The sequence below is a fragment of the Paenibacillus vini genome, from assembly GCF_018403325.1.
GTDB classification, from domain to species: domain Bacteria; phylum Bacillota; class Bacilli; order Paenibacillales; family Paenibacillaceae; genus Fontibacillus; species Fontibacillus vini.
In genome coordinates this window covers 74,796-88,472 of record NZ_BOSL01000018.1, presented here as the reverse complement: position 1 = coordinate 88,472, position 13,677 = coordinate 74,796, and the positions used below count along the sequence as shown (strand labels likewise).

9 protein-coding genes are annotated in these 13,677 nt (G+C 49.6%); 8 read left to right on the top strand and 1 reads right to left on the bottom strand.

Going from position 1 to position 13,677, the window contains the following annotated elements; genetic code table 11:
* Positions 1–88: 88 nt before the first annotated feature.
* Together KJS57_RS22085 and KJS57_RS22080 are read left to right on the top strand one after the other, a co-directional pair.
* Positions 89–3,916 carry a glycoside hydrolase family 9 protein gene (locus tag KJS57_RS22085; protein ID WP_213656376.1) on the top strand — a complete coding sequence of 1,276 codons (3,828 nt, stop codon included), beginning with the start codon at positions 89–91 and terminating at the stop codon, positions 3,914–3,916.
* A 127-nt stretch (positions 3,917–4,043) separates the two neighbouring features.
* On the top strand, positions 4,044–5,015 hold the full coding sequence (locus tag KJS57_RS22080) for a phosphotransferase family protein (RefSeq protein ID WP_213656375.1): 972 nt from the start codon (positions 4,044–4,046) through the stop codon (positions 5,013–5,015).
* Positions 5,016–5,311: 296 nt separating this feature from the next.
* Here the strand turns inward: KJS57_RS22080 and KJS57_RS22075 are convergent, their stop codons facing one another.
* Entirely contained in the window at positions 5,312–6,385 is a 1,074-nt protein-coding gene (locus KJS57_RS22075) for a M42 family metallopeptidase (RefSeq protein ID WP_211019956.1), read from the bottom strand.
* A gap of 650 nt (positions 6,386–7,035) precedes the next feature.
* Between KJS57_RS22075 and spoVAC the strand changes: the two genes are divergently transcribed.
* From spoVAC to KJS57_RS22045, 6 genes are all read left to right on the top strand, one after another.
* Positions 7,036–7,542, top strand: coding sequence for a stage V sporulation protein AC (gene spoVAC / locus KJS57_RS22070; RefSeq protein WP_211019955.1), 507 nt, complete (start codon positions 7,036–7,038; stop codon positions 7,540–7,542).
* Positions 7,542–8,567 (top strand): stage V sporulation protein AD, encoded by a 1,026-nt coding sequence (gene spoVAD, locus KJS57_RS22065; RefSeq protein WP_211019954.1) that lies wholly within the window; start codon positions 7,542–7,544, stop codon positions 8,565–8,567. Before spoVAC ends, spoVAD begins: the two co-directional genes overlap by 1 nt.
* Positions 8,564–8,914, top strand: coding sequence for a stage V sporulation protein AE (gene spoVAE, locus KJS57_RS22060; RefSeq protein ID WP_211019953.1), 351 nt, complete (start codon positions 8,564–8,566; stop codon positions 8,912–8,914). The genes spoVAD and spoVAE overlap by 4 nt, the downstream gene beginning before the upstream one ends.
* A 231-nt stretch (positions 8,915–9,145) precedes the next feature.
* On the top strand, positions 9,146–10,102 hold the full coding sequence (locus KJS57_RS22055) for an AAA family ATPase (protein WP_213656374.1): 957 nt from the start codon (positions 9,146–9,148) through the stop codon (positions 10,100–10,102).
* A gap of 3 nt (positions 10,103–10,105) precedes the next feature.
* Positions 10,106–11,356, top strand: coding sequence for a DUF58 domain-containing protein (locus tag KJS57_RS22050; protein ID WP_211019952.1), 1,251 nt, complete (start codon positions 10,106–10,108; stop codon positions 11,354–11,356).
* Positions 11,353–13,626 (top strand): transglutaminase TgpA family protein, encoded by a 2,274-nt coding sequence (locus KJS57_RS22045; RefSeq protein ID WP_213656373.1) that lies wholly within the window; start codon positions 11,353–11,355, stop codon positions 13,624–13,626. Before KJS57_RS22050 ends, KJS57_RS22045 begins: the two co-directional genes overlap by 4 nt.
* Positions 13,627–13,677: the final 51 nt, after the last annotated feature.

Genomic DNA, 13,677 nt, shown 5'->3' with positions numbered 1-13,677 from the left:
TATGAAAAATTATGCAATTATGTATGTATTATTATTCCAGCAACATTGTTAGCATCTAATTGACTAAAAAATGAAAGGGGATACAATATTGAGGCAAACACAGAAAAGAAAAATGTCCAAATTAGCATTCTCCAAGTCATTAGCTGTTTTCTCGTTAGTTTTTGTAACCGCTTTTACGATGGTGCTGCCAGCATCTTTTGTGTCGGCAGAGAAGGCGAGCAACACAATCAATTATCTGCCTCCCGCAGGCGAAAATTGGAACAAGCTTCGTGATATCGAGATTAAGGATTATGGCTGGGGCTATGGGACAACGGTTACCGAAGAAGTATATCTGGAAAAGGACACCCGAAAGTTTGAAACTCATGACTGGTGGGGGGAGCATTTAGTGCCTGCTGGTTGGCAGTCCTTTGACTTCAGCCCTTATTACGAGAACGGTACATTGGAGTTCGATATTGTCGGTAAAGATGGCGGAGAAACCTTCAACATCGGGTTTCGGGATGTCGTTCATGAAAGATCCGATGGCAATGGCGGGTTCCACAAGGATGATGACGCAAACCCCGAAGAAACAAATATCGATGCGCTTGTTAACGTTAGCGATTACATAAGTGTTACGACAGAATGGCAGCACGCATCGATTCCGCTCAAAAACATTTTTAACAGCAATCCTCTTTTTGACGAAAGCAAAATCCAATTGTTCAAAATGACCGGAAAGGATAATACACCTATTACTTTCTGGATTACGAATATCAAAGTAACCTCGCCGGACGTAGAGAGAAGTTATGCACCGGTCAAAGTCAATCAGGTCGGGTATTTGAACTACGGTGAGAAGTATGCGAATATTAGCGGTTACTATAATGAGTTGTCCGCTGATGTTGGAACTCCATTTCAAGTGAAGAGAGTTGCGGACGATAGTGTTGCTTTTTCCGGAATACTGACTCTCGTGGCTGCTTATGATGAATTGTCCGGCGAAAAAGTATTCAAGGCCGATTTCTCCCCTTTGAACGAGGCTGGTGAATATTACGTTACCGTGGATGGCGTTGCCGAACCGTCCGTACCTTTCGAGATCGGCCCTGACGTTTATGACGAGTTGTTTAATGATGTTCAAAAGTTCTTTTACTTTCAAAGAGCAAACGTGGATCTCCTTCCGGAGCATGCGGGGATTTTCTCGCGCACCGGTCTCCATAAAAATGATATCAGCCTGCCCCTGCAATCCAACCCTAGTGTGACGAAGGACGTGTATGGCGGATGGTGGGACGCGGGTGATATGGGGAAATATGTTACCGCGGCTTCGACTGCGGTATCAGACCTGTTGTGGGCCTATGAAAGTTTCCCGGGCCAATTTACGGATAACCAATTGAACATTCCGGAAAGCGGGAACGGTATCCCGGATCTGATTGACGAAATTAAAGTGGAAACCGACTTCTTCCTGAAGATGCAAGAAGAGCAGTCCGGCGGATTTTATGCTTATGTTATTCGTGAACCCGCTCCGGGCCGTTTTATCATCGATGGCGGCGGACCGGAAAGTATCCTGCCGACTTCACAAACTGCGACAACTGTAGGTGCCTTGGCACATGCATACATCGTATTTAAAGATGTGCCCGGTTTGGAAGTCTATGCGAATGGGTTGCTTGCTTCTGCGGTTAGAGGCTGGGAGTATCTTGAAGCACATCCCGAGTTTATTGCTCAACCCAAAGATCCCAAAGGAGACAACGGCCCCTATTATGATGATAACGATTTGAATGACCGTTTCTATGCGGCAGCAGCTTTATATAGAGCGACTGGTGAAAATAAATACAGTGATTACGTTTTGGCGAACTATGAAGCATTCGAATCCAAATTCGAAACGACGGATTTCTCTCATGGTATCGGGAGTATGGAACAGATAGGTTTTTATCACTATTTGAGCAGTCCTTCCCCAAGTGAAGAAGTGAAGGCATGGTTTGTTCCAAGGTACCAGGAATGGAGAAACACAGTCATCGATACCGCTGTAAATGGTGCAGTATGGCGCAATTCGACGGACAAAGCTTTTTATTGGGGCGCCAATTCAAATGTGGCCAGTGTAGCGGTCAGTCTGGATATTGGGAGCCGAATCATCGGTGAGTATGATGAGCGTATGATCCAGGTTGCCAGCGGCAACTTAAACTACCTGCTTGGCATTAACCCCCTGCAGCTCAGCTTTATAACGGGATACGGAGAGAATCGGGTTCATATTACTCATCATGAAATCTATATGAGAGATTTTATTAAGGAGATGCCGAATGGCTATATGCCAGGCGGACCGAATAATCAAAGCGGAAAACTCAATTTCCCAGCTAAAGCTTACAATCAAGCGACTGTGGACTGGGAGAGCAATGAGCAAGCTTTGAACTACAACTCACCGCTGATCTATTTAACTGCATTGCTGACAGATGTTGAAAATAAGAGCTTCGCTGAAAGCATTCAACTTGATAGCACAGGAGGAAAATTGTCCGTTGGTGAAACGGTCAAAGTGTCTGCATCCGTAACGCCGAATGATGCTTCGTTCAAGAAATTGCAGGTTGTTTCCGCTGACGAGAATACGGCTAAGGTCAGCAGTATCACATACAATGAGGAGACGGGAATTACCTCTTTTCAAGTGACTGCGATTAACAACGGTCGGACAGATATTACGGTTCGTTCTTTTGATGGACGAATTCAAGCGACGTATCAGGTGGAGGTATTTTCCAATAGCGGTTCCTTGCCAGGATCCGGTTCCGGTTCTTCGTCAGGAGGATCACTGACTACGCCTGCACCGGTAACCGAGTCCGGGGATAAGCAGGGGGTTACGGTATCTCCGACACGCGAGAGTCTGGAGAAAGCCGTGAGCTTGGCAGACAACGGGAAAATTACAATCCCGATCCAAACTGCAAACGATGTGAAGCGTGTCACTGTGGAGCTGCCAGGCGAATGGATTAGCGCGTTGGATTCCGCAACGATAAAGTCAATATCTGTCGAGAGTCTTGGCACCACGATTGAATTGGATCTGGCCTATTTGAAAGAATTGTTGGGGAAAGATCTTCAGAAGCTAGCGATCGGTATGGCAGTTGTTCCAAATGAGAAGCTGCCTGAGGACACTCGCAAGTTTGCAGGAAACAACCTTGTTTACGATTTTTCATTGAGTATTGGCAATTCCCGGATTCAATGGGAGGGACATCCGGTGAAGGTAAAAATTCCATATAAGTTGCAATTAGGGGAAAATGCAAACCAAGTTGTTATATATAATGTAGATAACGGTCCGGAAGTCGTCAAAAACAGTCTGTTTGACCAAGCATCGGGGAAGGTTGTCTTCCAGCCAAAACATTTCAGTAAATATACGGCTGTTCATACGAAAGTCAGTTTTAAAGATATCGATGGATTGTCCGCCTCAACTAGTGATTCCATCCGTGCGATTGCTGCCAGGGGAGTCATTAACGGCAAAGCACCTGGACAATACGATCCGCAAGGGAAACTGACAAGAGCGGAATTCGTCCAAATGCTGGTGAATTATTTCGATATTTCCGATCCTGCTGCTGTCAGCAAATTTACCGACGTTAAAGAAGGCGCTTGGTACTACAGAACGGTAGCATCGGCTGAGAAACTCGGGATCGTGCAAGGCAAAACCGATGGTACGTTTGGTATGCACGATGTGTTGTCCAGACAGGATATGGCCACTCTTCTCTATCGTACACTTCAGGTAACAGGGCATACCCTGCAATCTAGTGAACCTCCGGTTTCGGCCTACACCGATGAAGCCGTTATTTCCGAATATGCGAAGACAGCTGTGGAATCATTGAAACAAGCTAATGTGCTGGTTACAGATTCAGGCGGAAGCTACAGGCCAGCGTCATCTGTCAATCGTGCGGAAGCTGCAATCTTAGTTTTTAATTTATTGAAGATTATGAATCAAGGGTTATCATAAACGTTGAAGATGATTCCTGTGCAACACAGGAATCATCTTTATTTTCCATTGGTAGCTGTAATCGTTGTAAGATAACAGTAACGAATTTTTCATTAGCATTGAAAAAGAAAACATTGGAGGATACCGTATGGAGAATATGATCAAGCGTCAATTGAGTCGGGATGAGTTGGCGGTTTTGACTGCAAGAGCTTTCGGTGAACAAGTGGAGATCACTGAAGTTCACGAATTAAAGGACGGCTGGTTCAACTCTGCTTACGATCTCACTTTGAACGACGGTTCGCGGGCGGTTCTGAAGGTTGCTCCCCACGCAGAGGCCGGAATGATGCGCTATGAACGCAATGTAATGAAAACTGAGGTCGAGGTGCTGCGTTTATTGAAGGAAACCGGTAATATTCCGGTACCTGAAGTTTATTATTATGAAGCAGAAGAAGGCGGCAATGAGTGCTTTCTGATGGAATACCTCCCCGGCACCCCGTACAATAAGATCAAGGAACAACTATTGCCGGAAGAGCGAGGGCAGATTGAAGAAGAGCTCGGGAGATTGAGCAGATACATAAATGAGATTCAAAGTGACCGGTTTGGCTACTATGCCCTGGAAGAACAGCAGGGAAGTGATTGGCTGACGGTATTTTCAGACATGGTTTCCGGCTTGCTAGCCGATGCGAAGGACAAAGAAATTGAGCTGCCGGCAAATGAAGAGCAAATAAAGTCTGCAATTGCTCTCCGTAAATCCAGTTTGGAGGAAGTCACCGTTCCGCGTTTGGTTCATTGGGATTTATGGGACGGCAATGTGTTTGTGGATTCCGGCCGGATTACCGGAATTATTGATTGCGAGAGGGCATTGTGGGGCGACCCGCTCATGGAATACTATTTCCGGACATTAGCCGGGGATCATTCCGCTTTTTTGAAGGGATACGGGAAGGAAGCTTTTACGAATCTCGAAAAAGAGCGGCTGGAGCTTTATGACCTGTATCTTGCCCTAATTCTACATATTGAATGTACCTATCGCCAATACAGCGATGAGAACCATCGGCGTTGGGCTTCGGAGCATTTGCAGCAGTGTTGGGAGAGCATAGCGGGTACATCGAGTGAGAAATAAGGGGCTTTTAGGGCTTTATTTGCGCGGATGTTCCCCATTCCGGGAAAATAGGGTCCATTCCGGGTCTTATTTTGCAGATGGACCGCCTAAAAGGTCGGTTTTAATCAGGATGGAGGTTATTAGGGGACAAAAAGGCTCCTATTGGCAAGTTAAACCCCGAAAACCTGATAATAGAGCCCAAAATGTCCCCTATTGGGTTGATTAGCATTTCCATACTACTAGTACATAGTTCATATTTACTAAAAAAGAGCTATCCACAGGCCGAAACTGGCCAGGCGGTTAGCTCTTTTGTGTAATTAGCTGTTTTCCAAAATCGTATTTAACGTCGTGCGGTCGAGACCTTTCACCAGCTTGATCAGCAATTCCTTGGCCGCCTCGTAATCGTCGGTATGAATGATTGAGGACGAAGTGTGAATGTAACGGGAACATATGCCGATCACCGTGGAAGGAACGCCGATTCCGCTTAAATGCACCTGTCCGGCATCCGTACCGCCTGGGGAAACGAAATATTGGTACTTGATTTTGTGCGTGTCAGCCGTGTCCTGAATGTATTCCACCATGCCCCGGTGAGTGAGCATCGTCGGATCATAAATCCGCAGCAGGGCTCCTTGCCCCAATTGCCCGAACGCCTTCTTGTCGCCGGTCATGTCGTTAGCGGCGCTGGCGTCGAGGCCAAAGAAAATGTCAGGCTGAATCAGGTTAGCCGAGGTACGCGCTCCGCGAAGGCCGAGCTCTTCCTGCACGGTGGCGCCGCAATACAGCGTATTCGGCAGCTTCTCGCCATGCAGCGCCTCCATCAGCTCGATGGCAAGGCCGACGCCATAACGGTTGTCCCACGCCTTGGCCATAATCTTCTTCGGATTGACCATCGGCGTAAATTCGCAAATCGGGACGATCTGCTGTCCAGGCCGAACGCCGGCCTCTTCGGCTTCCGCACGGCTGTCGGCTCCGATATCAAGATACATTGTTTTGATATCGACAGGCTTGCTGCGCTGAGCCTCGTCCAGCAGATGCGTCGGAATCGATCCGACTACACCGACGATCCGGCCCTGCGGGGTAATGATTTGCAGGCGCTGCGCCAAAACGGCCTGACTCCACCAGCCGCCGATTGGCTGAAAATGCACCATGCCGTTATCGGTAATGCCGGTGGTCATAAAACCGACTTCATCCATATGTCCGGCCACCATGACTTTCGGGCCTTGATCGTCACCGCGGAGGATGCCGAACAGGCTTCCTAATCGATCCTGCACGAATTCATTGGTATAAGCGGATAGCTGCTCTTTAAACCAGGCCCGGAGCTCTCGCTCAAATCCTGGGGCAGCGGGAAATTCGGTCAAGTGTTTAAACAGTTCCATTGTTTTATTGTTCATAAATCGTACTCTCCTTTCCGTCCTTATTTAGTATGTACCACCTGTGAAAGAATGTCTATGATCCGCTAAACGGTCTCCGTATTTCCGCTTCGAATTCCACTCTTTGAATGGCACCGGAATACCGTAAAACTCATATACTGCAGCAAAGCATTTGTTCGTGAACCGAGGAGGCAAGGGGGCAAGTCATAATGGAGCGATATTCCAAGGATTGGCTGATGATCATGCTACTGTTCATTCTGCTGGTCATTATTCTTCAATATCTATAAGAGGTTGTTCAAAAAGTCATCTTTTGATCACGAAGTACATCCCAGATGTTGAATCGACATCGAATCTTGCGTTCACCCTCGAAGTCCGGTACTCATGTAGGTTTTGCCTACACTCCGTTCCTCCTTCTTCGGGTTCTCGCAACCTTCTCGGTGCTTAAAAGCGACTTTTTGAACTTGAACTTAAAGAGGTTTCAAAAAATCATCTTATGATCACGACTTAAACAGCGTTTTCCCGCCAACGGATTACGCTGTTTTTTTGTTGTGCTCGAAGATAACCGCTATTTGCGGCTATGGATGATTTACCAAACATAACAAGCGGCATGATGACAAATAATGAGTATACCGCGTAAGGAAATGTTTGAATGCATGAAGGAGGGATGGCGCTTGCCAGCCAAAACCAAATCGAGATCCGGTGCCCGGGTGAAGCTGAATACGATGTCGCTGACCGAACAGGATTATAAGGAAATCGCCAAAAAACATAAACCCAAGACGAATATTTTCGGAAACTGCCTGAAGGCGTTTCTTGTCGGGGGGCTGATCTGCCTGATCGGGCAGTGCATCCAGCAATTGTTCATGTCTTATGGCGGGATGACCTCCAAAGAGGCGAGCAGCCCGACGGTCGCCGTGCTGATTATCATTTCCGTAATCCTCACCTCGTTCGGAGTTTACGATAAAATCGCGCAATGGGCAGGCGCAGGCTCGGCCGTGCCGGTTACGGGATTCGCGAACTCCATGTGCTCCTCGGCGCTGGAATCCAAGGCGGAAGGTCTGGTGCTCGGCGTAGGGGCCAACATGTTTAAACTGGCGGGTTCGGTCATTGTATTCGGTGTAGTCGCGGCTTTTTTAGTCGGCGTAGTTCATGTCATCTTCGGCTTGGGAGGCGCACACTGATGGTGCTGACCGGTTCGCAAACCTGGGAATTCAAGTCGAAGCCGGCGATTATCGGGGCGGCGACCGTCGTCGGTCCGGAAGAAGGACAAGGCCCGCTGTCGGCCGATTTTGATTTTGTGTATGACAACTTGGAGATCGACGAGAAGACTTGGGAAAAGGCCGAACGCAAGCTGCTGGAACACGCATCCGCCTTAGCCCTCGTGCATGCGGGGATTTCCAGAGAAGAGCTCCAGTTTTTTATCGGCGGTGATTTGATGAATCAGATCATCAGCGCGACGTTTGCGGCGCGGAAGATAGGCGCTCCTTACTTGGGCGTGTTTGGAGCCTGCTCAACATCCATGGAGAGCTTGGCTTTGGCCGCTTTGATCGTGGATGCCGGGGGCGCTCATCATGCGCTGGCGGGAACGGCAAGCCACAACTGTACGGCGGAGAAGCAGTTTCGCTATCCCACGGAATACGGTTCGCAAAAGCCGCCGACCGCCCAATACACGATCACCGGCTCGGGCGCGGCGGTCGTATCCTCGAAAGGATCAGGCCCGCGCATCACCCATGCCACGATCGGGAGGATACAGGATCTGGGAGTGAAAGACCCGTTCAATATGGGCGAAGCCATGGCGCCGGCGGCCGCGGACACGCTGGTCGCTCATTTTAATGATACGGGCCGCAGTCCAGAGGATTATGATTTAATCGTTACCGGTGACTTGGCATCGGTAGGGCACGCTATTGTAAAGGATGTGCTCGAGAAGGATGGTGTATCCATGAAAGGGACGACCTTCAATGATTGCGGCCTGATGATCTTTGACAGGGAGAAACAGCCCTACGTGATAGCGGGGGGCAGCGGATGCGGTTGCTCGGCGGTTGTGACTTACGGACATATTTTGAAGAAAATCAAAAAAGGGGAGCTGAATCGGGTGTTGATTGCGGCGACCGGGGCGCTGCTGTCCCCGCTGTCCTACCAGCAGGGAGAGAGCATTCCGTGCATCGCGCATGCGGTAGCTCTGGAAAAGGAGGAAAGCATAGGATGATATTTCTCTGGGCGTTTGTCATAGGAGGATTGTTTTGCGTAGTCGGTCAGATCATGTTTGACGTATTCAAACTGACCCCCGCTCATACGATGAGTTCACTCGTCGTGATTGGTGCGGTCATGGATGCCTTCGGTTGGTATGATCCGCTTGTCAAATTTGCCGGCGCAGGGGCTTCCGTACCGATAACCAGCTTCGGCAATTCCTTGGTACATGGCGCGTTGACCGAGTTACAGCGTGACGGATGGATCGGCGTAATCACCGGGATTTTTGACGTGACCAGCGCGGGGATCTCCGCGGCGATCATATTTTCATTCCTGGCTGCGCTTGTTGTACGTCCGAAAGGATAACTCAATTGAATCGAATAGGGATGAACAAATTGAACAAATATCTTCGAAAACCTTTGGTCTGCGGACTGAAGGTTTTTTCTGTTTTCAGGAAATATCCGAATCATAAAAAAATCAACACTCATCCCGAAAAGTGCCGAGTATACTTCACCGACTAACTTCATGTACAATAGAAAGAAATAAATGAATACAACACGATGAAACAGGATGATCAAATGTCTGGAGGGAAAAAACGTGCCCGTAAATGAGCAATCGATACGAACATTGACCGCCGTAAAAGACAATTTGGAATCATGCATTCTCGGAAAATCATTTGAAATCAACCTGCTCTTAACCGCTTTGCTCGCCGGCGGCCACGTACTGATCGAGGATGTGCCCGGAACCGGCAAAACCCAGTTGATTAAGGCGTTAGCCAAATCGATGGACGGCGAGTACCGGCGCATTCAATGCAATCCGGATATTCTCCCCAGCGATATTACCGGCGTATCCGTATTTCACCCTCATGAGGAACGATTTGTGTTCCGTCCCGGACCGGTTATGACTCACATTCTGCTGGCCGACGAAATTAACCGGGCTACGACCAAAACGCAATCCGCCCTTCTCGAAGTCATGGAGGAGCGCAGCGTCACCGCGGATGGCGTGACTTATCCGCTGCCGCATCCTTTTATGCTTTGCGCCACTCAGAACCCGATCGATTTTGAAGGGACTTATTTGCTGCCCGAGGCGCAGCTTGACCGGTTTATGCTGAAGATCGGGATGGGATACCCGGATGCGGCTACCGAAAAAAATATGCTCCACACTCACAGCCTGGGACAGCCCGTAGACCAATTGTGTCCGGTGACGAGCATGGAGGAAATCGCCGCGATTCAGCACGAAATCCGCGACGTATATATCAGCGATCTGCTCAGCGATTATTTGCTGGAAATCGTGCGGCGCACCCGTGAGCATGAAGCCGTGCTCCTCGGAGCTTCTCCGCGCGCCTCTCTCGCTTTCATGGCTGCTGCGAAAGCGTTCGCATTTATAGATGGACGTCATTTTGTTCTGCCTGACGATTTGAAAGTTCTGGCTCCTTACGTGCTCGGCCACCGGATATTGCTTCGTCCCGAATCCCGGCTGGACAGCATGAATTCCAAACAAGTGCTTCAGCAGATTTTGCGGCAGGTTCAGGTGCCGATATCTGCGGGACGGTAAATGATGCGGGCCGTGCTGGAGATGTTCAAATCCGGGTTGTCCTCATTAAACTTTTGGAAAGTGGCATCATTATGGCTTATATGTCTATTCTATGTTTTGTTCCAAGGTGGAAAAACGTCGATAATGCTGTTCACGATGATATCGCTGCTGGCCCTTTACTGGGTGGCGGGTGGTATGGGAGGAATCAAGCGAATCAGGGGCTCGAGAAGCCTTTCGCAGAATGAAGACCGCCCGGGCCTGCTGAAAGCCGGGGAACAGGTTCAAATCAGGCTTCAGATCCAACCTCCGCGGTTTATGCCGCTCCCTTATATCATCGTCAGGGAACATTTGCAGCGTCATAACGGAGACTCCTGGATATTCGAAGACAGTCTGGTTCCTCACTTTAATAAGGACAGCATTCTGACCTACCAAACTCCTCCTCTGGAGAGGGGGAAATACGTATTTTCCGGGACGGAATGCCATTCTGAAGACATCTTCGGATTGATGAAGCATAAAGGGGTGTTTGAGACCGGCGGAGAGTTCCGTATCCTTCCGCGCACCGTCTTCATTCCGAATTGGCAGTTGCATAGCCGGAATTCACGGCTGGCCGGACCGGAAACCGCAGTTTCCATGTCGCGGCGGGAAACGACCCAAATCAACGGGGTCCGTGATTACATATACGGAGACCGGATTTCCCGGATCCACTGGAACGCTACCGCGAAAACAGGAGCTTGGAAATCGAAGGAATTCGAGCACGAATCGCTCCCGAAAACCATATTGGTGCTGGATGCGCATACGCTCAGTTACACGCAGCCGTCCCAGTTCGAGCTCGCGGTATCGACCGCAGCCTCGCTGCTGGAATACGGATCAAGGGAAAGGATCAGTATGGGCTTGTGTACACTGGGCAAAACCGTTCGTGCATTCGCGCCGGCGGAGGGCTACCTGGAACGGCAGCAAATGCTTCATCATCTGGTTGATATCCATGCGGATGGATATGGAGGATATAAGGAGAAGCTGGAAGGGAAACGGCAATACTTTCCGTCCGGGGCGTTTTTTATTCTGATCAGTCCGCTGACCGACGATAAAATGCTCGGCATTATGCGCTGGGCCAAATCGCGTCATATGACGCCTTACCAGATTCATACGGGGATTCCGGGGCAGACCGTATACCGGCAGGGATCCCTGAAGACGGTCCTTCAGGAACGAGGAATGAAAGGGGTTACAGTATCTTCGCTGAGCGATCTTCCGGCAGCGCTGGGGGGTGGCAGAATATGAAACAATCACACGATCGGTCCCTTTTTTCCTGGTACCGCCTATTTTCGGTCTTGTGGCTTTTAGTTATCGCTATGCAATGGATCGATTATACGGAGCCTTTATGGTTCGATGAGACGACGGCGCTTGTTACCGTAACGCTTTTGTCGGTGGCTGCCATAGATCTACTGCCTTTGAGAGCGACCTGGCGCTGGATCATCAAAGCGATCGTCGTTATGGCGGGCTGGCGCATCGTTCTCATCGCTTATGATGTGTATTTGCCTTCAGGCCGGCTGGTCCCGGATCAGCTTTATGGTATGGCGCAACAATTCACGCCTTATATTTGGTTCTCGCTGGCGGCCTGGGTATTTTTTGAGCTGGCATTGGAGCTGCTGAACGGAAAGAAACGAATCTTGTTGTTTTTGGCTGGAGATCTGATTGCCTTTGCGATTTTGGACTCTTTTACTTCCTATTATTTATGGCAAAATGTAGCCTGGACGGTGTTTGCCGGCCTCGGTTGGCTGGCGAGCCTTCATTTCCGGTCCTTCCAGCTTAAATATCCGCACGGATGGAATCGTCTGCGGCATCAGCCGCTTAGGATTGCCGCCAACATTGTCGCGATCTTTGCCTGCGTATTGCTGATCGGCGTCAGTATGCCATCGGTCTCGCCTGTTCTGACGGACCCATATACCGCTTGGAAAAATCGGGGGGGACCAGGCGGCAATGCCGCTGCGACCCCCGTTTCTTCCACTGATTCGGGATCGGTCATGATTATCGCCCCGCAGGAGGTCATTTCCGGCTATAGCCGAGACGACAAAGAGCTCGGAGGCGGCTTTGAATTCAGTTACGGCCCTGTGATGACGGTCGATACGTCAGTAAGATCTTATTGGCGCGGCGAGACTCGCCGGAATTATACCGGCAAGGGCTGGATGGATCTGAGCGAAGAAGGGCGCGAATTTAACCGGATTCAAGGCGTCTCCACTGGCGAGCTTCCAGGTGAGGAGATACCTCCGAAAGTTGAAATCATGCAAGTAGAGCAGACGATTACGATGCAAAACGAGGAGATTTATCCGGTATTGTTCGGCGGCTATACCATGGGCAGTGTGGAACTGCTGGATGAGGAGGAGCAGCAAACCGGGGGAACAATGATGTGGGCGCCCAAAGAAGCCGAGCTTCACTGGGAGATGAACCATCAGGCTTTGACCAGAAGTTCTCAACCTATAGGACGCCTCTATCCGAAAAAGTATAAAGTAGTGGCGAATATCCCGGTTATTCCTTTGGAAGAGCTTCGCGAGGCCAGTTTCGAGACCCTGTATCCTGCGGATAAGGAAAATGCTTATTTGCAAATCCCTTCCGGTTTTCCGGACCGCGTCCGCGAATTGGCGCTGCAGGTCACCGCTGAAGGTACGACGCCCTACAGGAAAATGGAGCTCCTGCAGGACTATTTGAGACAAAATTATGAGTATACCAACCAGCCGGATTTATCTTTGAAAAAAAGTGAAGATTTCGTGGATTCCTTTCTCTTCGAGATCAAACAGGGTTACTGCGATTATTATTCCACTGCGATGGTCATGATGGCCCGCTCACTTGGCATTCCGGCGAGATGGGTCAAGGGATATTCACCCGGAACACAGCCCAATCCCGAGTATATGCAGCGGTTCCCGGAGACGGGGATGGACTACCGGGTCAACAATGCGGATGCGCATTCGTGGACAGAGCTATATTTCGGAGACTATGGCTGGGTTCCGTTTGAAGCGACTCCCGGCTTCAGTGCGCCGGTGTTGTATAAGCAGGACGGAAGTGTAATGACATTAGCTGATTCTTCCGACCTCGACGGAGCATCCCGGGATAACGGCAAGGGAATGCTGGAGAGCATGAGTCCCGAGACGATCCGGAATTTGATTATTATCTGCATTGCGGTAATTCTGCTATGGGCTGTTTATCAGCTGCGTTCGGTGCTTTACTTTGCCTTTTTCCGGCTTCGTCTGGGTCGGCCTTTGACGCTGGGCGAGAAGGCGGTTCTGCAGACGCAGCATTTAATACGCAGGCTGCGACGTAGAGGATTTAACCGGAGCGGTGATGAAACGTTACGGGAGTCGGTCGACCGCTGGAAAGAGAAGCAGCCTGAACTGGCTGCGACCCTGGACACCTTGCTGAGTGAATTCGAACGGGCAAGCTACAGTCCGGAATCATTTTCTCCGCAACAATGGAGAATCGTTCGGGAGCAATCCCGCAAATTAATGCGGATGACCCGGAAGAGAAAGAAGCGGGAGCGGTACGCGGTAATGAGATAATAAAATGAATTTGTGAACACTTCCGAATGTCACTAGCACGACAATGATCCC

Excerpts from the sequence above, each read along its gene's own strand:
- KJS57_RS22080 (WP_213656375.1), top strand. The coding sequence starts at position 4,044 with ATGGAGAATATGATCAAGCGTCAATTGAGTCGGGATGAGTTGGCGGTT.
- KJS57_RS22075 (WP_211019956.1), bottom strand. The coding sequence starts at position 6,385 with ATGAACAATAAAACAATGGAACTGTTTAAACACTTGACCGAATTTCCC.
- spoVAD (WP_211019954.1), top strand. The coding sequence starts at position 7,542 with ATGGTGCTGACCGGTTCGCAAACCTGGGAATTCAAGTCGAAGCCGGCG.
- spoVAE (WP_211019953.1), top strand. The coding sequence starts at position 8,564 with ATGATATTTCTCTGGGCGTTTGTCATAGGAGGATTGTTTTGCGTAGTC.
- KJS57_RS22050 (WP_211019952.1), top strand. The coding sequence starts at position 10,106 with ATGCGGGCCGTGCTGGAGATGTTCAAATCCGGGTTGTCCTCATTAAAC.
- KJS57_RS22045 (WP_213656373.1), top strand. The coding sequence starts at position 11,353 with ATGAAACAATCACACGATCGGTCCCTTTTTTCCTGGTACCGCCTATTT.